Origin of the sequence: Actinoplanes derwentensis (assembly GCF_900104725.1) — a bacterium.
GTDB classification, from domain to species: Bacteria; Actinomycetota; Actinomycetes; order Mycobacteriales; family Micromonosporaceae; genus Actinoplanes; species Actinoplanes derwentensis.
Window position 1 is genome coordinate 9100759 of sequence record NZ_LT629758.1, and the last position, 20631, is coordinate 9121389.

The following is a 20631-nucleotide window of genomic DNA, read 5'->3' on the forward strand; positions in this document are numbered from 1 at the left end:
GTGCCCCGGCTCGGGCGGCTTCGGCCGCTATCTGGAATTGCCGGAGTCCCGCTTTCCGCCGGTCGTGTCCCGTTTTCCGGTGGCCCGGCCCGCGTAGAGGCGGTCGGTGACGAACGGCAGCGCATTCGACAGGATGATCGCCGCGCGGTACTTCGCCGGAACCACCACTCGGCGGCGCGGACGGGACAGGGCCCGTTCCACCGCGGCGGCCACGATCTCCGGGCCGGGCAGGCCGGAACGGTGCGCGGTCAGTTCGGTGGCGACGAATCCGGGTTCGACGAGCGTGACTCCGATCCCGGTTCCGGCGAGTTCCCGGCGTACCGAGTCGGTCATCCCCCGGAGCGCGAACTTGGTGGCCGAATAGACCCCGCCGATGCCGATCTCGCCGGCGACCGAGCCGATGTTCACGATCGAACCGGACCGCTGCTCCCGCATGATCGGGACGACCAGGCGCATCAGCCGGATCGGGGCCGTCAGGTTGACCTCGATCATCGCCCGGACCTGCTCCTCGCCGGCCAGCACCGACGCGTCACCACCGACGCCGGCATTGTTGACCAGCGCGTCGATCCGCCCGGACACCGCCAGCGCCCGGGCCACCAACTCGGCGGCCTGTTCCGGGTCGGTGACGTCGGTCCGCACTGGACGGGCTTGCCCGCCGGCCGAAGTGATCTCGGTGGCCACCGCCGCCAGATCGGCGTCGCGGCGGGCGGCGAGGATCACGGTGTCACCGCGTGCGCCCAGCCGGATCGCGGTCGCCCGCCCGATTCCACTGGACGCCCCGGTCACGATGACGACAGCCACCGAAATCCCCTCTCGAAAACAACGGCGCCGCCCGGAAACCCCGGACGACGCCGTTCCCGGTCGTCATTGTTCATTCGAACCGGCTGCTTCGGGTAGCCCCGGGCCGTGCCGAACTAGCGCTTGGCGTGGTACGCCTCGACGACGTGACTCGGGATGCGGCCACGCTCGGAGACCGGGTGACCGTTCTTGTTGGCCCACTCGCGAATAGCCTGATTCTGGTCGCGGCTGGAACGGCTGGACACCGTCGGAACGGTGCGCCGGGCAGTGGTGGGGACGTTACCGTTTCGGCCCAGCCGGGTCGCTGCGGAGAGGAACGGTTCCAAAGCTTTACGCAGCTTGCCGGCGTTCTTCTCGGACAGGTCGATCGTGTAGTTGACTCCGTCGAGGCCGAATTCGACGGTACGGTCCGCATCGCCGCCGTCGAGGTCGTCGGTGAGCACGGTAATTATCTGCTTGGCCATGGTTGTTCGCTCCTACGCGATGTCATTCGAGTGACGTCCGGGCGCGCACGCCCGGTCCTGGCCGCGAATGCTCGTCGTCGCATTCATTCTGTCGCCATCATGGCGGCGAGTGCAAATTGCCCGTTCTGGCATGTCGCAATTGCCGGAACCCATCCGTGCCATCTCCGACCCCAACTCTTTTCGGGATCGTGAATATGCGGTAACGTCTGCCTTGGGAGCGCTCCCAAGGGCCGGGTTTCCTCCACCGTGCGCCCACCGTGCCCCACACCGACCCGAGCCGCCTCGTCGCCGATCCTCCGGTGCCGGGGCGGTTCGCCGTTCCAGCGCGCCGATCTTAACCCCAGAGATCCGCCCGCACCGCCCGCCGCCCGACCCCAGCGCGGCCTCGCCCCCTTCCCGAGCAGGCACCGATCGCCGTTCATCGCCGGCTCATCCCGCCGCCGGAAGGTCCGCGCCGATCAGAAAAAGCGCGACGGGCAAGAAGTCCGCGACGGGCAAGAAGCCCGTGGGGGCAAAGAACTCCGCTACGGGCAGGCCCGTGACCGCAGAATGCCGGACGCGCAAGCATCCGCCGGGCCGAATCGGCCGCCGCTTCACCGCCACTGCCGCCACCGCCTGCAGCAGCGGGTCCGCATTAAACGCGGCGACGCTCGGCATGTTGTACGCCTTCGCCTTCGCCTTCGCCTTAGCCTTCGGCCCGCCACGGCTTGTACCGATCCTCGGCCGTGCCGATGGGGGCCTACGAGGAACTGGCGACAGTGGAACAGGTGGCCTCACCGGGATCACCGGCCGACCGGACGCGGGTCACAGGCAGGCGCCGGAACCCGGCGACCGCCCGGCAGCGTGAGCGGACCGGTCTGTGACAGGCCACGACCTGTGCGCGCCACGAGTTTGGGGATGATGGCGAGGCGCGATTTCGCCGTGCTCGCCGACGAATGGTGTCTGGCCTAGCGGAGCCGACCGGAATGACGGTGCTTGTCAGTGCGCCGCGCCGCGGAGGATACGCAAATTGGCGTACGTGCCGTGGCGAACGGCTTGGCAGTATGGCGAGGTGGAGCGGAACAGGTCGGACCGGGCGCTGGGCGGCATGCTCGCCGTGGTGGCTGTGGCCGGTACCGTCGCGGCCGGCCGTTCAGCGGTTCCCGTCGATATCACCGGATGCGTGCTCGTGGCGGTCGCAGCGCTCGCTCTCACGGTTCGGCGCAGCCGGCCGCTGGTTTCGCTGGTTGTGGCAGCGCTTTGTACCGGTGTGTACCTCGCTGTCGGCTACCCTTACGGTCCGGTCGTCGTCGTGTTCATGATCGCTGTCTACAGTGCGGCCCGGCATGCCAAGCCTCGCGACGCAGTCCTGGTCGCGTCTGCCGCGCTGATGCTTCTCCTGGTCCACTTGCTTGTCTCGGACCGGGACCTGGGCTGGCTGGGCGTGGTCCCGGTCGCCGCCTGGGTGGTCGTTCCGGGCGCGCTCGGCCACGGTTTGCGCCTGCGGGAACAATCCGCCCGTCAGGCGCGTGCCGAAGCGCTCGCCGGTGAACGGCTCCGGATCGCGCAGGAGGTCCACGACGTCGTCGGGCACGGCCTCGCCGCCATCAAGATGCAGGCCGACATCGCGTTGCACATGCTGCACCGCCGGCCCGGCCAAGCTGAGGTGGCACTGACCGCGATCAGTGAGACCAGCGAGCAGGCGCTCGCCGAGTTGCGGGCCGCCCTCGCCGCCGTGCGCGGCCACGACCTGGTCGCTGGTCTCGCGCGCCTGGACGATCTGCGCCGGCGGATGGCCGAGGCCGGTGTCGTGGTGCGCGTTCACGTCACCGGCGATCATGTGCCCGCCATGCCCGCGGCGGTCGATCTGGCCGGCTACCGCATCGTGCAGGAATCCCTCACGAACGTGCTCCGGCACGGTCACTGCGAAAAGGCGGAGGTCCTTCTCCGGTACGCCGGAGACAGCCTGACGATCACCATCGCGAACCCGCTCGACGGCGATGCGGGAACGTCGCCCGGGGTGGGCAGCGGAATCGCCGGCATGCGGGCTCGGGTGCAGGCGCTGGGCGGCGAGTTCATGGCCGGGCGTTACGAACGGCGGTTCGAGGTGCGAGCCCGGCTGCCGTTCGGCGGTGTCTCATGACCACCGTGCTGGTCAATTGGCCGCTTTCCGGTCGTGTCGGGTGATCACCGTGTTGATCGCTGATGATCAGGAGCTCATTCGGATCGGGCTTCGGACCCTTGTCGACGGTGAGGACGACCTGGACTGTGTCGGTGAGGCCGCCGATGGCCTCGCTGTGGTGGCCCTCGCCGCTCGGACTCGCCCGGACATCGTTCTGATGGACATTCGGATGCCCGGCATCGACGGCCTGGAAGCTACCAGGCGCATCACCGCCGACCTGGCCCTGGCCGCCACCCGGATCATCGTGCTCACCACCTTCGAACGCGACGAGTACATCTTCGACGCACTCCGTCACGGTGCCAGCGGCTTCCTGCTCAAGGACAGCAAACCGGCCGAACTGCTGCGCGCTCTCCGGACGGTCGCCGACGGTGGCGCCCTCATGTCGCCGTCGGTTACTCGCACGCTGGTCCGCGAATTCGTCACGTTGCGGCCCCACGTCCGGGTGCCGCATCCGCAACTGTCCACCCTCACCGATCGGGAACGCGAGACCGTGGTGCTCGCGGCGAACGGCCTGTCCAACGATGAGATCGGCGATCGGCTGCGGATCAGTTCCGCTACCGCCCGGACGCACATCAGCCGCGCGATGCTCAAGCTCGGCGCCCGGGACCGGGCGCAACTCGTCGTGTTCGTCTACCGGTCCGGCCTGATGGACTAACCGCGCGCCTGATCAGAGCCTTCAACACGACCAGATCGATCATCCGGCCGAGCAGCGGTCCGGTCATCCGGCCGGGCGGTGGTTCGATCATCCGCCTGGGCAGTGGTTCGGTCATCCGGCCGGGCAGTGGTTCGGAGTTCAGGTCGGCCCGGCGCGGCAGGCGGCTGAACTCGACGCGGTCCGGGCTCAGCTCACGGCTGCTTTCGGCGGGCGGCGATCATGGCAACGACTCCGGTGCCGGCTGCGAACACCAGCCCGGCCGTCATCACCGCGTTCCCGGTGACCGTCCCGGCATCGTCCGACCGGAAGTTGGGGATCAGCAGGCCGGCCGCCCAGCCGCCGACCACGATCCACAGCGAGATCAGCACCGAGAAGACCGGTGCCCACCAGCGGCTGGCAAACGCCATCACGAGGACGGCACAGACCGCGATGAAGCCGATGCCCGGCGGAAATCCGGGGAATCCGGACGGGTCGGCGATCCATTGGATGATCAGACCGGCCACACCGGTGGCCAGGCCGGACAGAGACAGCTTCGTACTGTTCGGCAGCAGCGAGAAACGCATCCCGACAGCGATCATCACCAGTCTCCCCGCACCGGTTGCGGCCGTCGCCGCGTCGTTTGCCGTCGGACGGCGGCCGTCCCGCAGACGATCGCCGCCCCGAAACTGAGCATCTGCAGCCAGCCGCCGGCGAACCCGGCACCGACCGGTCCGGTGAGCCGACTTCTGAACGCCGCGTCGGCAAACCCTCCGACCAGGAACAACACGGACATCGCCACCGCCACCAGCGGTACGAAACGCCACCGCACTGCCGCCAGCAGAACCGCGACACCGAGGTAGATCAGCGGCCCCGGCCCGTCATGACCCGCCAACAGGCCGCGTGACTCGACGATCTCCGGTCCCGCGTCGCCGACCGCCGCCAGGACCAGGGCGCCGCAGGTCGCGACGACCCAGGTCCGCTGGCCCGTTGAGTTCGTGCACTCATCCGTCATGGCCCGATCATCGGCGGCGAGGCCGCTTCGGACGTCCGCTCAGAAGCGGCCGGGAGGCTACGCGAATCCGCGTAGCCTCCCGGCCGGAACGTCGTCGCCGCATCGCCACCGGAACGTTGCCGCCGGAGCCGGACCCGGAGCCGGAGCCGGACCCGGGTCCGGCTCGGGGAGCGGCAGCGATGTGGGGTTTGGGTGGGTGGGGCCGTTCGGCGTCTTGGGCATGCATGAGCCGGCGGCCAGGGACGATCGGGAGGTATGCCCGCCTTGTCCGCGGACCGGGCGGGACGGTGGACGGGCGTACCATCAAAGAAGTTCTTGAAGTCCGTGTCCGTCGGTGACCACCTGGTCCGGTTCGGGCTGGTCGCCGCCGGTGTCGTCGCGGCTGGACGGCATCAGGATCGCGGTGCCGATGTCGGCGCGGCGGGCGCAGGCGATGTCGCGCCGGCGGCTGTCGCCGACGAACCAGCAGGCCGCGGGGGCGATGCCGAGGGCGTCGGTGGCGTTCCAGATCATCTGTGGGTTGGGTTTTCGGACGCCCGCCTCGTCGCTGTAGATCTGCACGGCGAAGAGGTGGCCCACCCCGGCCTGGGTCAGGTAGTCGCGGTGGGCGGCGCCGCACAGGGTGTTGCTGACCACGGCCAGGGGGATGCCGCGTTCGGTCGCGGTGGTGAGGAACTCGGCGATGCCGGGGCGCAGCGTCCAGCCGGAACGCCACGCCCAGTCGTAGCTGAGTTTGGTGACGGAGCCGCGGACCCGGGCTTGGGCGAGGCGCGGCCAGTCGGCGATCACGAAGCGGTTCCACACTTCGAGGTGGGACAGTTCGTCGGGGTGGTCCTCGTCACGCCAGCGGGCGTATGCCGCCGCGCCGTCGGCCAGCGAACGCTGGATCTGGCCGGGGGTGAGGGCACCGTCGGTCAGGTTGTAGAGGCGCAGCACGAGTTCGGACGGGTCGGCACGGAACGGGGCGTCGGCCAGGACCCCGCCGAAGTCGAGAAGCACGGCGGACGGGGTCATCGGGTCTCCTGCCCCAGGGTCCAGGCGCGCACACCGCCGACGATGCCTGCGGTGTTCGGGACCACGACCACGTCGTCGCCCATCCGGGCCAGCTGGGTGGGGGTGATCAGGCGGGAGTTGCCGCCGCCCAGGTAGACCCGGTCCCACAGGAAGACCGGGCGCAGGCCGTCGACCACGTTGCGGACCCGGCGGGACCAGAGCGCGTCGCCGAGGCGGCGGCGTTCGTGTTCGCCGATGTACGTGTCGTAGGACATGCCCCACCGGATCGGGGCCTGCGACATCTCCAGGTGCGGGGCGAGTTCGCCGCCGTCGAAGAGGGCGCAGCCGAGCCCGGTGCCGAGGGTCAGGACCAGCTCGCAGCCGGTGCCGGCGACCACTCCGGCGCCGTGCACCTCCGCGTCGTTGAGCACCAGCGTCGGCAGCCCGAACGCCTCGGCCAGCGCGGTCCGCGCGTCGAAGCCGTGCCACGCGTCGACCAGCTCGGGGTCGATCTTGGTGCGCGGACCGGAACGGGTCACGTAGTGCGGGGTCGCCACCACCACACCGTGCCGGATCATGCCGGGCATGCCGACGGTGACCCGGTCCGCGTTCGGTAGCTGCTCGCCGAGCATGACCAGTGTCTTCACGAACAGGTCAGGTGGCAGGGGATAAGGGGTGGGGACCCGGATCGGCTGGGCCCGCATGGTCCCGGCCTCGTCGAGGACGGAACCTTTGATCCCGCCACCACCGCAGTCGATTGTCAGGGTGAATGCCACCCGGCCAGTGTGCATGGCTGACCACCTCCCCCGACTGTGATTGTGCCCGGTGCCGGTCTATCCCGCCTCTTCCGCCCAGACCCGCCAGCTGTCCAGGACACCGTGCAATGCCGGGGTCAGCCAGCCCGGCGCGGACCGGCGGAACACCCCCGGATCCATCGACCCGGCACCCGACGGCAACGCTCCGACCAGGTGCGGAACCAGTTCGCTCAGGTTCGCCCAGTGGACCAGCTCGGGTTCGGCCGGCCAGGCTCCGAGGATCACCCGGGCCGGTACGCCACGCCGGTCCAAGGCCTCCAGAGTGAGCGCGGTGTGATTCAGCGTACCCAGCCCGGCGCGCGTCACCACGATCATGTTGGCGCCCAGCGTGGTGGCCAGGTCGGCGAACGTCCACGCCTCGCCGGACGGCCGCAGGCCCATCGGGACCAGCAGGCCGCCGGCGCCTTCGACCAGCACCAGATCATGTCGGCCGGCCTCGGCCCGGATCGCATCGACCACGTCGAACAGGTCCAGCGCCGGCAGCCCGGCCACCTTGGCGGCGGCCAGCGGGGACAGCGGTTCCGGATATTCGGCCAGGGTGCGCACCGTCTCCGGCCCGGCCAGGCGGGTGACCACCTCGGCGTCGGTGGGCGCTCCGGTGTTGATGCCGGTCTGTCCGGGTTTGATCACTGCGACCCGAAGCCCGGCGTCCTGGGCGGCCGAGGCCATCGCGGCGGTGGCGATCGTCTTGCCGACCTCGGTGTCGGTGCCGGTGACCAACACGATCCCGTGCCATTCGCCGGGGTTCGCCGGGCCGCGCTTCTCCACGGCGGCGGAGCCCGGCGCGGGACCCGGCTCGGGGCCTGGCGCCGGGTCAGCGGCGGTCACAGGCTCCAGGTCGCGGTCTTCTTGCGGTTCGCGGTTCTCTTCCGGTTCGTCCGGGGCGGGGCTTTCCACCGGCGGCGGTACGGGTAACGGCTCGGTCGAGTGCCCGCCCCCGTGTGCCTGCAACGGGTCGGCCCCGGTCCGCCGGGGCGGTGCCGTGGCCACCGGCAGTCCGTGCCCACCACCGCTGCGGGCCGGCCGTGGGGGAGAGGGGAGTTCGGTCCGGGGTTCGGCGTGCGGCAGTTTCCGGGAACCCCGCTGCAGCGGCGGTTCGGTGTGCCGGAACGACGGTTCGGTGTGCCGGGCCGTGGAGACGGCGACCTGGCCGGACGGCAGGCCCGGCGGTGGGCCGAGGGGTTCGCCCGGTGAGGACGGTGAGGGATGCGAGGGATGTGTGGGCGGGGTGGGTGGTGGAACCACGGAGAGGTGGCGGCGGGGGGACGCCTGCGGGGGATCGGCGGTCAAGGTGCGCACTCCAGGATCACAGTCAGGGCTCGGGCGAAGTCCTGCTCCCCGACGCCCGCGTTGACGGTCAGCCGCAAGCGCGAACTGCCGTCCGGTGTCGAGGGGGGCCGGAAGCATCCGACCGCCACCCCATGGTCCCGGCAGTCGGCGGCCCAGGCCACGGCGGCCTCCGGTCCAGGAGCCGGCACCGACAGGACCCCGGCCGCCGGATCGCGGCCGGCGAACCCGGCTTCCCTCAGCCGCCCGGCGATGAGGGCGCCCCGGTGCAGGAGCACGGCCCGCCGGTCGTCGGCGGCCCGGGCGACCTGCACGGCGGCGAGCACACCGGCGACGACGGCCGGGGGAGGAGCGGTGTCGTAGATGAAGGTGCGGCCGGTGTCGATCAGGTGCCGGGTGAACGCGGCCGGACCGGCCACCACACCGCCGGCCCCACCGAGCGACTTGGACAGTGTCGCGGTGACGATCACGTCGGGCGCGCCGGCCAGCCCGGCGGCGGCCACACCCCCGGCTCCGGCGGAGCCGAGCAGGCCGAGAGCGTGCGCGTCGTCGACGATCAGCAGCGCGCCCCGGGCCGAGGTGACCGCGTGCAGGGCGGCCAGCGGGGCGAGGTCGCCGTCGACGGAGAAGACCGACTCGGTGATCACGGCGGCCCGGCCGGGATGGGCGTCGAGCAGGGCGGCCACCGCGTCCGGGTCGTTGTGCGGGGCGACCCGGACCGGCAGACCGGAGATGCGGCAGCCGTCGATCAGGGAGGCATGGTTGTACGCGTCGGAGACGACCAGGTCACAGACGCTCGCGACGGCGCGGACGACGGCGAGGTTGGCCAGGTAACCGGAGGAGAAGACCAGGGCCGACTCGGCGCCGGTCCAGTCGGCCAGGGCGGTCTCCAGTGCGGCGTGCGCGTCGGTCGATCCGCGGACCAGGCGCGATCCGGTGGCACCCAGCCCGTACGTCTCCAGCGCCTGCCGTGCCGCGGCGACCACCCGGGGGTGATCGGCGAGGCCGAGATAGTCGTTTCCGGCCAGGTCGACGACGCGGTCGGCACCGGATCGCGGCCGTAGCTGACGGGTCAGTCCCGCCTTGGCCCGCTCGTGGGCAAGACGGTCGAGCTCCTCCAGCCAGTCCCCCACGACTCCCCCTGTGATCACGCGAACGGAAACTATCACCCAGCTCCGAAAGTCTGGTCAGGCCGGGAACTCTGTAGGGTACGGGCATGCCAGAGATCCTCGACCGGGCCCGTGCCCGGGTGCTCGACGACGGAGCCGGCCTCGGTGAGGCGGACATCCTGGAGGTGCTGCGCCTGCCCGACGCGGACCTACCAGAGCTCCTGCAACTGGCGCACGACGTCCGGATGAAGTGGTGCGGCCCGGAGGTCGAGGTCGAGGGCATCGTCTCGCTGAAGACCGGTGGCTGTCCCGAGGACTGTCATTTCTGCTCCCAGTCGGGGCTTTTCGCCTCCCCGGTCCGGGCGGTCTGGCTCGATATTCCCTCCCTGGTGGAGGCCGCCCGGCAGACCGCGGCGACCGGCGCCAGCGAGTTCTGCATCGTCGCCGCCGTCCGCGGGCCGGACAAACGGCTGATGGAGCAGATGCGCGCCGGCGTGAAAGCGATCAAGGAAGCGGTCGACATCCAGGTCGCCGCCAGCCTCGGCATGCTCACCAAGGAGCAGGTCGACGAGCTGGTCGACATGGGTGTGCACCGTTACAACCACAACCTGGAGACCTGCCGATCGTACTTCCCCAACGTGGTGACCACCCATTCGTGGGAGGAGCGCTGGGAGACGCTGACGATGGTCCGGGAGTCCGGCATGGAGGTCTGCTGCGGCGGCATCCTCGGCATGGGCGAGACGATCGAGCAGCGGGCCGAGTTCGCCGCGCAGCTCGCCGAACTGGACCCGCACGAGGTTCCGCTGAACTTCCTGTCGCCCCGTCCCGGCACCCCGTTCGGGGACCGTCCGGTGGTCGAGGGCCGGGACGCCCTGCGCGCGATCGCCGCCTTCCGGCTGGCGATGCCGAGGACCATTCTCCGGTACGCGGGTGGGCGCGAGATCACCCTCGGCGACCTGGGCACGCGGGAGGGTCTGCTCGGTGGCATCAACGCGATGATCGTCGGCAACTACCTGACGACGCTGGGCCGCCCGGCGACCGCCGACCTGGAGCTGCTGAAAGACCTGAAGATGCCGGTCAAGTCCCTGTCGGCCACGTTCTGATGTTCTGCGACCGCTGCGGGCTGCCGTCTGCGGAGGGTGACCACGCGGGGTGCGCCGCGGCCCGGGAGCTGGAGCCGCCGCGCTTCTGCCCGGACTGCCGCCGCCGGATGAAGGTGCAGGTCTACCCGACCGGCTGGGCCGCGACGTGCGTGGAACACGGCGAACGCCGGGGCTGACCCCCTTGTAGCGTGCCGAGTTCGGGTGCGTTCTGCTCTTGATGTGCCGAGTTCGGGTTCGAATCGAACCCGAACTCGGCACACCGAAACGTTTGCCGTCACGCGTGGGTGGCGGGGGTCTCCTCGCCGACCGGGCGGCCGGCCGTGCGCAGGGTGACGGTGACCATCGCCCCGTCCCGTTCGATCGGGCCCGCGCCGACCCGGCGCAGGGTGCGCAGCATGCCCGCGTTGCCGGCGCCGGTGTGTGCCACCAGCGCCGCCACGCCGGTCTTCGCGGCGTGTGCCCGCAGCCGCCTCAGCAGGGCGGTGCCGAGCCCACGCTGCTGCCAGTCGTCGGCCACCAGCACCCGCAACTCGCCCAGGTCACCCTCGGTGAGCAGGCTGGCCATCGCCACCACGGCACCGCCGGGGGCGACGGCGAGCAGGGTCAGACCGCCGGCCGGCTCCAGCAGGCGGCGCAGCCGGGTGTCGGCGGGCACCCCGCCGGGGAACCGCAGGCGCAGAGTGGTGGCCGTGCACTCGCCGTGGAACTCGAGCACGGCGGCCAGGTCGTCCGGAGTGGCCGGGCGCAGGACGACCTCGCCACCGTCCGGCAGCAGCAGGGCGACCTGGTCGCGGTGCCGGCGCTGGACCGAGGCGGCGACCTCGACCAGAGCCTGGGCGCGGGCGAACTCGGCCGGGGTGAACGCGGGCAGCGCCCGCAGCACCTCCAGCGCGCCACCGGACGGGTCGGTGAGGGTCATCCGGCCACCGTGGAAACCGGGCCGGTCGCCGGCGGAACCCGGCCGCCAGCGGACCTCGGCGGCGTCGAGCAGGGCGACCAGCACCTCGCCGAGCGCGTCGGGCTCGTGCACCAGCCGGCCGGCCAGTGCGAGCGCGCGGGTCGGCTGGTCGGCCAGCCCTTGCGGGTCGGCTCGGGTCACGAACACCTCCCGGCCGCGGCCTTTCGCCACCGCGGCCAGCAGGTCGGCCTCGGTCAGCGAATCCGGCGCGTCCACCAGGAAGTCGTCGACCGCGCCCTCCTCGGTGGTGTGCACCTGGACGGCGAGGATGTTGACCGACCGCAGAGCCAGGCTCGCGGTCAGCACCGAGAGGTAACCGGGACGGTCGTCGACCGTGGCCCGGACACGCCACAACGCCATTGCGGCACTCCTTCCACCAGACAGCGCCTACACCCAAGAATGCCTCGGCGTTGTTGCGGATGTATTGCCTGAGCTGGGCTTATGGCGTTACGACCATCACATCGGAGTGACCGCGGCCGGCGCGCTCGCCGAGTCGAGCCGGTCACCGAGGATGACGGCGGCGGCCCGGACCAGCTGGGCGACCCGATCGACCTCGGTGATGTGGAAGGCGGCGGCCTGGAGATCGTCCTCGTCGGTCCGGGCCACCACCAGCACCAGGCCGGACCGGCCGAACGGGGCGACCGCGTAACGCGGGCCACCGGGCTCGGCCATCGGGCGGGCCCGCAGCGGGGTCACCTCGGGCAAGTGCAGCGGGGACGGGGCGCGCCAGCTGGCGTAGATCACACTCGGCACGCTGCCGACACCGGCGGCGCTGCTGCGCGATGCCCAGTCGGCCGGCACCACGGCGGCGGCGGCCCAATCGGCGGCGAGCAGTCCGGGGACCGCGTCGACGAGGGTGGCGAGACCGTCCGCCGGGTTCGCGGCGACCTGGGCGAGCAGTTCGGCGTCGTGGCCACCGTTGACCGGTGCTCCTATCGCCTTCCACACGCCGTCGACCTGCACGCCGGGGATGGCGGCGAGACCAGCGAGGAGGCGCTCGACCCGGGAGGCGCCGGGCCAGACCACGGTGAAGTCGTCGACCGCCCGGCCGCCCAGCCGCTCCAGCACCACGACCTGGACGATGTCGGCGCCGGCCACCCCGAGGGTGCGCGCCACCTGCCCGAGGGCGCCGGGGCGGTCCGGCAGGGTGATTCGAACCCGCAGCAACATGAAGCTCCTCCTGTCGCGACGGCCGGTGGCGCCGTCCCTTTTCAACACCCTGACGAGCTGGCGTTTCGGACCGATTGCACAGCCGTGTCCCGGCCGTCAAGCTGTCGCGATATGCCCGGAATCACATTCCTGAAGGGTATGAGGCCAGCATTGTACGGACGGGTAACCGGTCGTGTGTCGGACAGTGCCTTCCTCCCGAAGGGTGGATCATCTTCCCAATATCTGGAAGCCGCGCGTGTCAGGCGACCGGGCGTTAGGGTCGAGTCATGATCTGTGACGCCTGCCGGGAGCGGCGGCACGAGGACTGCCGGAACGGGTCCTGGTGCGACTGCCAGCACCGCAAACTCGAACCGGTACCGCCGGTCACCGGCCCGCCCGGCCCGTGACCGGGCTGCCCTCCGGAGCGGACGGCCTGATCGCCCGCTACCCACGATCGGACCGGCCGGTGCTGCGGGTCAACTTCATCGCCAGCGCCGACGGGGCGGTCTCCGTCGACGGCCTCTCCGCCGGTCTGCAGGGGCCAGGCGACAAGGAGGTCTTCGACACGCTGCGGACGGTCTGCGACGCCTTGATCGTGGCGGCCGGCACGGTGCGCGCCGAGGGCTACGACGCGCTGCGCCCGACCGCGGCCGGCCGGGCCTGGCGGCTGGCGCGGGGGCTGCCGGAGTTCCCGCTGATGGTGATCGTCTCCGGTTCCCTCGACCTGGACCCGGAGCAACTGGTCTTCGCGGACGCGCCGATCCGGCCGATCGTGCTGACCCACCGCTCCGCGCCCGCGTCACCGATCCATGAGGTGGCCGAGGTGATCGCGCTCGGCGAGGACGAGGTCGACCTGGCCGCCGGGGTGCGGCTGCTGCACGGGCGCGGCGCGACCCAGCTGCTCTGCGAGGGCGGCCCGAGCCTGCTCGGCGCGATGATCGCCGCCGATCTGATCGACGAGTTGTGCCTGACGGTCGCCCCGCTGCTGGCCGGCGGTCCGGCGGGCCGGATCGCGCACGGGCCGCCCACACCGCCTCGCCGGATGTCGCTGTGTCACGTGCTGACCCGCGCGGACATGCTTTTCTTGCGGTACGCCCGGAATCAGCACCGTTGATCAGTTCGAATCAGGGCGCGCCTCCCGAATCGGGACAAGATCTTGTGCATAACTCTGTGGATGGACCCCAGAAGTTGTGGACAGCCGATGCCGCGGGCATTTTGTCGTACCTCTGAGGCAACATGATCGGTGTGTCTGACGAAACTTCCCCCGTCGGACGGGTGCTCGGAACCGCGGATGCGACCCCGCTTCAGTTCTGGACGGCCGTCAATCCAGGTAGCTACCTCCAGCTCGACGACGTCGTGGTCACCAAACGCGACCTGCCGGACCGCGAGCCGGTGACGATCGCCGGAGTGGTCACCCAGGTCCGGGCCCGCCACGAGGGTGCCCAGTTCGACTCGGACGTGTTCGCCATCGCCGACGGCACCCTGCCCGCGATGGTGCAGGAGGCGGCCGAGATCACCACCACCCGGGTCGACCCGGAGCTCTACGTGCCACCGGCCCCCGGCGCGGTCGTGCACCGGGCCACCGGCGAGGCACGCGACGCGGCGCTGCACTTCGACCGGATGGAGCGCCGGGTCCCGATGGGCACCGGCCGGGACGGGGTGCCGGTCTTCCTCAACGCCGACTTCCTCGACGGCACCCGCGGCGCGCACGTGTCGATCTCCGGCATCTCCGGGGTGGCGACGAAGACGAGCTTCGCGACGTTCCTGCTCTACTCGGTGTTCCGGTCCGGTCAGCTGGGCGCCGACGGCACCAACGCCCGAGCCCTGATCTTCAACGTGAAGGGCGAGGACCTGCTCTTCCTCGACCATCCGAACACGAAGCTGGACGACAAGACCCGCGAGGCGTATGCGCTTCTCGGTCTCCCCGCCGCCCCCTTCCCGGACGTCCGGGTCTACGCGCCGCCGCGCGCCGGTGACACCTCCGGCGCTCCCGACGTGGCGAGCCGGCTCACCGGGGTCGACGCGTTCTACTGGACGCTCGCCGAGTTCTGCGACCTGAAACTGCTGCCCTACGTGTTCGCCGACGCCGACGACGAGCGCCAGCAGTACACGATGGTGGTCCACTCGGTCACCGCCCATCTGCACCGTTACGCGGTGCCCGCCGAGGGCGGCATCAGCATCGACGGCAAGCGGATCAACTCCTATCAGGACCTGGTCGATCACGTCGTCGAGCAGCTCACCGACGACGACACCCGGTCCACCTGGGCCGGCAGCGCGGTCAACATGGGCACCGTCAACGCCTTCGCCCGCCGGATGATCAACAGCAAGCGTGACCTGTCCCGGCTGATCCGCGGTGACCTGGCCCAGCGCCGCCCGCACCAGATCAAGACCGCCGACAGCGCCCAGGTCACCGTGGTCGACCTGCACAACCTGCCGGACCGGGCGCAGCGGTTCGTGGTCGGCGTGACGCTGAAGACCGAGTTCGAGGAGAAGGAGAAGGCGGGCACCGGCCGCCCGCTGCTCTTCGTGGTCCTCGACGAGCTGAACAAGTACGCCCCGCGCGAGGGCTCCTCCCCGATCAAGGAGGTGCTGCTCGACATCGCCGAGCGCGGCCGTTCCCTCGGGGTGATCCTGATCGGAGCGCAGCAGACCGCCAGTGAGGTGGAGCGCCGGATCGTCACCAACTCGGCGATCCGGGTGGTCGGCCGCCTGGACCCGGCCGAGGCCTCCCGGCCGGAGTACGGGTTCCTGCCACCCGCGATGCGCCAGCGCGCCCTGCTGGCCCGCCCCGGCACGATGTTCGTCAATCAGCCGGACATCCCGGTCCCGCTCTGTGTCGAGTTCCCGTTCCCGGCCTGGGCCACCCGCAAGTCGGAGTCCGGCCCGCCACCGGCCGAGACGCTGCGCTCGATAGTCCAGGGCGCCGACCCGTTCGCGGTGGTCGGCGGCCGCGGCGGGGCAGACGACGACATCCCCTTCTAGTGTTCGGACTAGGGTTCAGCGATGCGCATCCTGCACACCTCCGACTGGCACGTCGGAAAGGTTCTCAAGGGCCGCAACCGCAACGAGGAGCACATCAAGGTCCTCGCCCAGGTTGTCGAGATCGCCCGGGCCGAGCGCCCCGACCTGGTGATCGTGGCGGGTGACCTCTACGACACCGCGGCACCGACGGCCGAGGCGACCCGGCTGGTGACCCGGGCACTGTCCGCGCTGCGCAAGACCGGTGCCCGGGTGGTGGCGATCGGCGGCAACCACGACAACGGGGCCTCGCTCGACGCGCTGCGCCCGTGGGCCGACGCCGCCGGCATCGAGCTTCGCGGGTCGTACCCCAAGGGTGATCTGAATGATCTCTTGATCGAGGGCACGACCGAGAGCGGTGAACGGTGGCGGCTCGTCGCGCTGCCGTTCCTCTCCCAGCGCTGGGCGATCCGGGCCGCCGAGATGTACGACCTGACCGCCGCCGAGGCCAACCAGACCTACGCCGACCTGATGGCCCGCCTGATCGCGAAGCTGAGCGAGTCGTTCGCGGGCGAGGAGAAAGCGGTCAATCTCATCACCGCGCACTTGACGATCGTCGGCGCGAGCACCGGCGGCGGCGAGCGGGAGGCGCACACCATCATGGGTTATGCGGTGCCCGCCACCGTCTTCCCGCCGAACGCGCACTACGTGGCCCTGGGCCACCTGCACCGGACCCAGTCGGTGATCTCACCCTGCCCGACGCGCTATTCGGGCAGTCCGCTCGCCGTCGACTTCGGCGAGGAGGAGAACGTCTCCTCCGTCTCGATCGTCGACGTCTCCACCGAGAAGGCGGCGCACGTCCGGGAGGTGCCGGTGACCTCGGCGATCACCCTGCGGACCGTGCGCGGCACCCTCGAACAGCTCGCCACGGTGAACCTTCCGGGCGCCTGGCTGCGTGTCCTGGTCCGGGAGGCGCCGAGGCCGGGCCTCCGTGAGGACGTGCAGGAACTCCTGCCGAACGCCCTGGAGGTTCGCATCGACCCCGACATGCTGCCGAGCCGGAGCGGGGCGCGCAGCGCCGAGCGGGCCGGCCGGTCCCCCCGCGAGCTCTTCGGTGACTATCTGGACAGTCGCGAGAACGCCGAGGAGGGTGTCCGCGAGCTGTTCGACGAGCTGTACGACGAGGTGAGCAGCAACCAATGAGGCCCTTGAGGCTCGACATGGCCGGGTTCACGGTCTTCCGGGACCAGACCACCGTGGACTTCACCGACGCCGACTACTTCGCCCTGGTCGGCCCGACCGGTTCGGGCAAGTCGACGGTGCTCGACGCGATCTGTTTCGCCCTCTACGGGACGGTGCCCCGCTGGGGCGGCGCCCGCGGGATCGGCAACGCCCTGGCCCCGTCGTCGGCCGAGGCCCGGGTGCGCCTGGTCTTCGAGTCGGCCGGGGACCGGTTCGTGGCGACCCGGGTGGTCCGCCGGGACGGCCGGGGCAACGTGAAGACCGCCGGAGCGGGACTGCAGCTGATGCCGCCCGGGTTCGACGTGACCAAACTCGACACCGGCATGGACCTGGAGGACCTCGGCGAGGTGCTGGCCGGCACGCCCGCCGAGATGGACGCGGCCGTGATCGAGGCGGTCGGTCTGCCGTACGAGCAGTTCACCAGCTGTGTGGTGCTGCCGCAGGGCCAGTTCGCCGACTTCCTGCACGCCAAACCGGCCACCCGGCAGCAGATCCTGATCAACCTGCTCGGCCTGCACGTCTACGAGGGTGTGCAGAGCCGGGCCGCCGAGCGGGGCAAGGCCGCCGAGGCCAAGCTGACCGTGGTGGAGCAGCAGCTCGGCGCGCTGGAGGACGCCACCGACGAGGCGGTCACCGCGGCGAGCGAGCGGCTGGAGCGGATGCGCGGGCTCACCGCGGCGGTCGAGGGCGCGATGCCGGGGCTGCGGGCCGCCCGCGAGGCCGAGGGGACCGCCGCCGGGACACGGGACGCGATCGACGCGGAGCTGACGGCGCTCGGCTCGGTGCGTACCCCCACGGGTTTGCAAGAGGCGACCGGTGCGGTCGCCGCGGCGCGGGAGGCGGCCGACCGGGCCGCCGTCGACGTGCAGGCTGCCGAGGAGTCCGAGGAGAAGGTGCGCGGCGAGCTGACCGCCGCCGGTGACCCCGGCCGGTTGCGGGTGGCGCAGGACCGGCACACCGAGCTGGCCCGGCTGATCGAGCAGGAGGAGTGGTTCGCCGGCAAGGTGTCGGTCGCCGAGGTCGAGCACCGGGACGCGGCGGCCGCCGCCGAGCTGGCCCACGCCCACAACCTGGGTGCTCAGCAGTTGCTGGAGCAGGCCCGGCAGGACTACCGGGACGCCCAGCAGCTGGACCGGGCGTCGGCGCTGCGCGGTCACCTGACCGCCGGGGACGCCTGCCCGGTCTGCGAGCAGACCGTTTCGGTGGTGCCCGAGGTGCCGCGGGAATCCGCGGTGCGGCTGGCCGAGCAGGCCGGCAACCTGGCCCGGGAGGAGTCCGAGGCGGCGCAGGTCCGCTGGCGCGAACGCGACGCGGTGGCCCGCAACGCGGCGTTCGACCTGGAGCGCAAACGCGGGCAGTACGAGCATCACCTGTCCCGGCTGGCCGAGGTCCGCAAAGCCGTCGAGGGTCTGCCCACGGTGGACGAGTTGCAGCGCCGGCTGGCCGAACTGAGCGAGTTGCAGCGTCGGCTGGAGGACGCCGGATCGGCGGTTCGCCGGGCCCGGGAGGCGCAGAAGAAGGCGCAGACGGTGGTCCGGGGCGCGGAGGAGCAGCAGCGGACGGCGTGGCGGCAGTTCGACGGGGTGCGCGACGGGCTGGCACGGTTCGCCCCGCCGCCGGCCGACCGCGACGACCTGGCCGGCGCCTGGCGGGCCCTGGTCGACTGGGCCGCCGGTGAGCACGGGCTCCGGAGAGCGAGCCGGGACGAGGCCGAGGCGGCCGTCCGGGCCGCCCACCAGGCGACGGTGCACGCCCACGACGCGATCGTGCGGTTGTTCACCGAGGCCGGGGTGACCGTCACGGAACGCGACGAGGCGTCGCTGATCCGGGCCGCCACCGTCACCGCCGAGCGGGCCGAGGCGGCCTGGCAGCGGCTGACCGAGCGGCGCGAGCAGGCCCGGGCCGCCCGGGAGCAGCGGGCCGAGCTGTTGAGCGCGAGCCGGGTCGCGAAGTCGCTGGCCGGGCATCTGCGGGCCAACAACTTCGAGCGCTGGCTGCTGGAGGAAGCCCTCGATCTGCTGGTCGACGGCGCCTCCCGGATCCTGCGGGAGCTGACCGGCGGGCAGTACGAGCTGATGCACGAGAAGGGCGAGTTCTTCGTCATCGACCACCACGACGCCGGTCTGCGGCGCGGGGTGCGGACCCTGTCCGGTGGCGAGACCTTCCAGGCCTCCCTCGCGCTGGCGCTGGCCCTGTCCGAGCAGCTGGCCGGGATGAGCACCACCGCGGCCAGCCTGGAGTCGATCGTGCTGGACGAGGGGTTCGGCACCCTGGACGCCGCCACCCTGGACGTGGTCGCGGCGACTCTGGAGAACCTGGCGGCCCGCGGCGACCGGATGGTCGGCCTGGTCACCCACGTGCACGCGCTGGCCGAGCGGGTGCCGGTCCGGTTCGAGGTGCACAAGGACGCGCGTACCGCCCACGTCGAGAGGGTCGGCCTGTGACCAGGATGTTCGTCGACGCGTGGGATCCGTCCTACGGAGCGTCGTACGAGGGCGGTGACGGCGCGGACGGGCCGGCTTCGTCCAGCAGCGCGCAGGTCGACGTGGACGTGGAGGTGCCGGCCGCCGAGTGGGCCCCGATCGGGGTGTCCGCCTCGGCGGTCGTGCCGGACGTGGTGTTCCTGGTCGACGGGGTGCGGCGCAACGACGCCGGGCTGTGGACGGCCGAGGAGGACGGCACCACCTATCCGGGGCTGGCCGCGTCGTACGCCGCCGGGGTGGTCCGCTGCGACCTGGCCCGCGGGGTGGCCGAGCTGGCCGGTGCCCGGGTCGCCCGGGGCCTGTTCACGGCCAGCCCGACCGCGACCGGCGTGCAGGCCGGTTCGGTGCGCTACGAGGTGCACCGGATCAGTGGCGCCGGGGAGGCGAGCAAACTCCCGGCCGCGGTCCAGCCGCCACTGACCGCCCTGGAGATCGAGATCTCGTCGGCGGCCCGGGACGGCGGCTCGGACGGGACCGACCTGCTGATCGTGGACGGGCCGTTGCGTAACCGGCGGCAGTTGCCGCGCACCATCGGCTATGTGAAGACCCAGCAGAAGCACTATCTGCCGGCCGCTCAGGAGTCGATCGTGCCGCGGCTGCGGCCGGCTCAGCGGACGCCGGTCTTCCACCTGGGCACGGTGTGGGGCGGCTGGTCGTGGTACCTGCGGCTGCCCGGCTCGTCGGGTGCGCCGTGGTCCGGGATCGTGCGGGTGGAGTGTTCGCCGGAGTTGAGCGCGGAGCAGGCGGTCGAGTTGGCCGACGTGTCGGTGGCGACGCTGCCGAGGTTCGCGTCGTCGGCCTACAAGGACCCCCGGGCGCCGCAGAACCTGGTGCCGATCGCGGGGCTGGAGCGCCGGTTGCGGAGCATGCTCGGCGACTCCCGGGTGCTGCACCGGGCGCTCGCGCTGGCAGCCAGTCAGTCACGCTGAGCGCCACGCTCCGCACCCGCGCTGTGCTCGTGCACAGGCGGGCGTCCATCAGGTGGGCGGAGGACCCCGGCCGGAGTCCCGCTTGCTGGGAAGTTCGGGTTCGGGTGCAACGCACGGGCCCCGAGCGGCGTCCGGGCCTTGCCCACCGTGGTCGCCGAGCGTGTCGCGCTTCGGGCCTATTCGGGCATCGAGGGCCACACGAACAGGCAATTCGGAAATTGGGAGCGCTCCCCACCGGGTGTCGCCCGAAAGGGTCCGAGTGGAATTCCGGCATCCCCCGATCGGCGTCACCAGGCGGCTATTCACCGCACAATACGCACCTGTGACAACGCAGCGGAATCAAGCGTTCACGCTACGAGATCGCGCTCTCACGTACGCCGAGAATTATTCTCGCCGGAGTTGTCCAGGGGCGAATGTCACTGAGTATCATTCCGCCTTACCTGGTGTCCCAATCGGCGTTGATCAATACACAGAGTGATCGGCGCCGGAAGCGCCACCTCGATCACGAACGCAGCGGAGGACCGTTGAGACCGAGC

Annotated in this window: 20 protein-coding genes; 9 read left to right on the forward strand and 11 right to left on the reverse strand. The window is 71.2% G+C overall.

Translation table 11 applies throughout. The annotated features are described in order from the left end of the window. Window positions 1–27: 27 nt before the first annotated feature. The 3 genes from BLU81_RS40745 to BLU81_RS40755 form a co-directional block, all read right to left on the reverse strand. Entirely contained in the window at window positions 28–801 is a 774-nt protein-coding gene (locus BLU81_RS40745) for an SDR family NAD(P)-dependent oxidoreductase (protein ID WP_197686029.1), read from the reverse strand. A 113-nt stretch (window positions 802–914) separates the two neighbouring features. Continuing rightward, window positions 915–1262: a histone-like nucleoid-structuring protein Lsr2 gene (locus BLU81_RS40750; RefSeq protein ID WP_092554023.1), complete on the reverse strand. Its 348-nt coding sequence runs from the start codon at window positions 1260–1262 to the stop codon at window positions 915–917. 429 nt (window positions 1263–1691) lie between these two features. After that, entirely contained in the window at window positions 1692–1919 is a 228-nt protein-coding gene (locus tag BLU81_RS40755) for a hypothetical protein (protein ID WP_092554026.1), read from the reverse strand. Window positions 1920–2280: 361 nt separating this feature from the next. On the opposite strand from BLU81_RS40755, the gene BLU81_RS40760 reads away from it, so the two are divergent. Continuing rightward, window positions 2281–3384 carry a sensor histidine kinase gene (locus BLU81_RS40760; protein ID WP_231954886.1) on the forward strand — a complete coding sequence of 368 codons (1104 nt, stop codon included), beginning with the start codon at window positions 2281–2283 and terminating at the stop codon, window positions 3382–3384. Between the two features lie 40 nt (window positions 3385–3424). Then, window positions 3425–4078, forward strand: a complete 654-nt coding sequence (locus BLU81_RS40765) for a response regulator transcription factor (RefSeq protein WP_092554029.1) — start codon at window positions 3425–3427, stop codon at window positions 4076–4078. Between the two features lie 191 nt (window positions 4079–4269). Here BLU81_RS40765 and BLU81_RS40770 read toward each other — a convergent pair whose 3' ends face one another. From BLU81_RS40770 to BLU81_RS40795, 6 genes are all read right to left on the reverse strand, one after another. Continuing rightward, entirely contained in the window at window positions 4270–4656 is a 387-nt protein-coding gene (locus BLU81_RS40770) for a hypothetical protein (RefSeq protein ID WP_092554032.1), read from the reverse strand. After that, window positions 4656–5069 carry a hypothetical protein gene (locus BLU81_RS40775; protein WP_092554035.1) on the reverse strand — a complete coding sequence of 138 codons (414 nt, stop codon included), beginning with the start codon at window positions 5067–5069 and terminating at the stop codon, window positions 4656–4658. The genes BLU81_RS40770 and BLU81_RS40775 overlap by 1 nt, the downstream gene beginning before the upstream one ends. 303 nt (window positions 5070–5372) lie before the next feature. Next, window positions 5373–6083 (reverse strand): HAD family hydrolase, encoded by a 711-nt coding sequence (locus BLU81_RS40780; RefSeq protein WP_092554038.1) that lies wholly within the window; start codon window positions 6081–6083, stop codon window positions 5373–5375. Next, complete coding sequence (locus BLU81_RS40785) at window positions 6080–6838, reverse strand: ROK family protein (RefSeq protein ID WP_092558353.1); 759 nt, start codon at window positions 6836–6838, stop codon at window positions 6080–6082. Before BLU81_RS40785 ends, BLU81_RS40780 begins: the two co-directional genes overlap by 4 nt. A gap of 57 nt (window positions 6839–6895) precedes the next feature. Then, window positions 6896–7645: a dethiobiotin synthase gene (gene bioD / locus BLU81_RS40790; protein WP_092558355.1), complete on the reverse strand. Its 750-nt coding sequence runs from the start codon at window positions 7643–7645 to the stop codon at window positions 6896–6898. A gap of 518 nt (window positions 7646–8163) precedes the next feature. After that, complete coding sequence (locus BLU81_RS40795; RefSeq protein WP_092554041.1) at window positions 8164–9297, reverse strand: 8-amino-7-oxononanoate synthase; 1134 nt, start codon at window positions 9295–9297, stop codon at window positions 8164–8166. An 83-nt stretch (window positions 9298–9380) separates the two neighbouring features. On the opposite strand from BLU81_RS40795, the gene bioB reads away from it, so the two are divergent. Further along, window positions 9381–10376, forward strand: a complete 996-nt coding sequence (gene bioB / locus BLU81_RS40800) for a biotin synthase BioB (RefSeq protein WP_092554044.1) — start codon at window positions 9381–9383, stop codon at window positions 10374–10376. Beyond that, window positions 10376–10552 carry a biotin synthase auxiliary protein BsaP gene (bsaP, locus tag BLU81_RS52260; protein WP_444978668.1) on the forward strand — a complete coding sequence of 59 codons (177 nt, stop codon included), beginning with the start codon at window positions 10376–10378 and terminating at the stop codon, window positions 10550–10552. Before bioB ends, bsaP begins: the two co-directional genes overlap by 1 nt. Before the next feature lie 98 nt (window positions 10553–10650). On the opposite strand, the gene BLU81_RS40805 is transcribed toward bsaP, so the two are convergent. Further along, window positions 10651–11694, reverse strand: coding sequence for a GNAT family N-acetyltransferase (locus tag BLU81_RS40805; protein WP_092554048.1), 1044 nt, complete (start codon window positions 11692–11694; stop codon window positions 10651–10653). A 96-nt stretch (window positions 11695–11790) separates the two neighbouring features. Continuing rightward, a complete protein-coding gene (locus BLU81_RS40810; protein ID WP_092554051.1) occupies window positions 11791–12504 on the reverse strand; it encodes an ACT domain-containing protein in 714 nt (237 codons plus the stop codon). Between the two features lie 382 nt (window positions 12505–12886). Between BLU81_RS40810 and BLU81_RS40815 the strand changes: the two genes are divergently transcribed. The 5 genes from BLU81_RS40815 (at window position 12887) to BLU81_RS40835 (ending at window position 20095) form a co-directional block, all read left to right on the forward strand. Beyond that, on the forward strand, window positions 12887–13597 hold the full coding sequence (locus BLU81_RS40815; protein ID WP_307833800.1) for a pyrimidine reductase family protein: 711 nt from the start codon (window positions 12887–12889) through the stop codon (window positions 13595–13597). A gap of 122 nt (window positions 13598–13719) precedes the next feature. Then, the gene (locus BLU81_RS40820; protein WP_092554057.1) at window positions 13720–15465 is read left to right on the forward strand and encodes an ATP-binding protein; all 1746 of its coding nucleotides are present in this window, start codon (window positions 13720–13722) and stop codon (window positions 15463–15465) included. Window positions 15466–15486: 21 nt separating this feature from the next. Beyond that, the gene (locus BLU81_RS40825) at window positions 15487–16644 is read left to right on the forward strand and encodes an exonuclease SbcCD subunit D (protein ID WP_092554060.1); all 1158 of its coding nucleotides are present in this window, start codon (window positions 15487–15489) and stop codon (window positions 16642–16644) included. Beyond that, window positions 16641–19127: an AAA family ATPase gene (locus BLU81_RS40830; RefSeq protein WP_092554064.1), complete on the forward strand. Its 2487-nt coding sequence runs from the start codon at window positions 16641–16643 to the stop codon at window positions 19125–19127. The genes BLU81_RS40825 and BLU81_RS40830 overlap by 4 nt, the downstream gene beginning before the upstream one ends. Next, window positions 19124–20095, forward strand: coding sequence for a hypothetical protein (locus BLU81_RS40835; RefSeq protein ID WP_092554067.1), 972 nt, complete (start codon window positions 19124–19126; stop codon window positions 20093–20095). Before BLU81_RS40830 ends, BLU81_RS40835 begins: the two co-directional genes overlap by 4 nt. The last annotated feature ends 536 nt before the right edge of the window (window positions 20096–20631 follow it).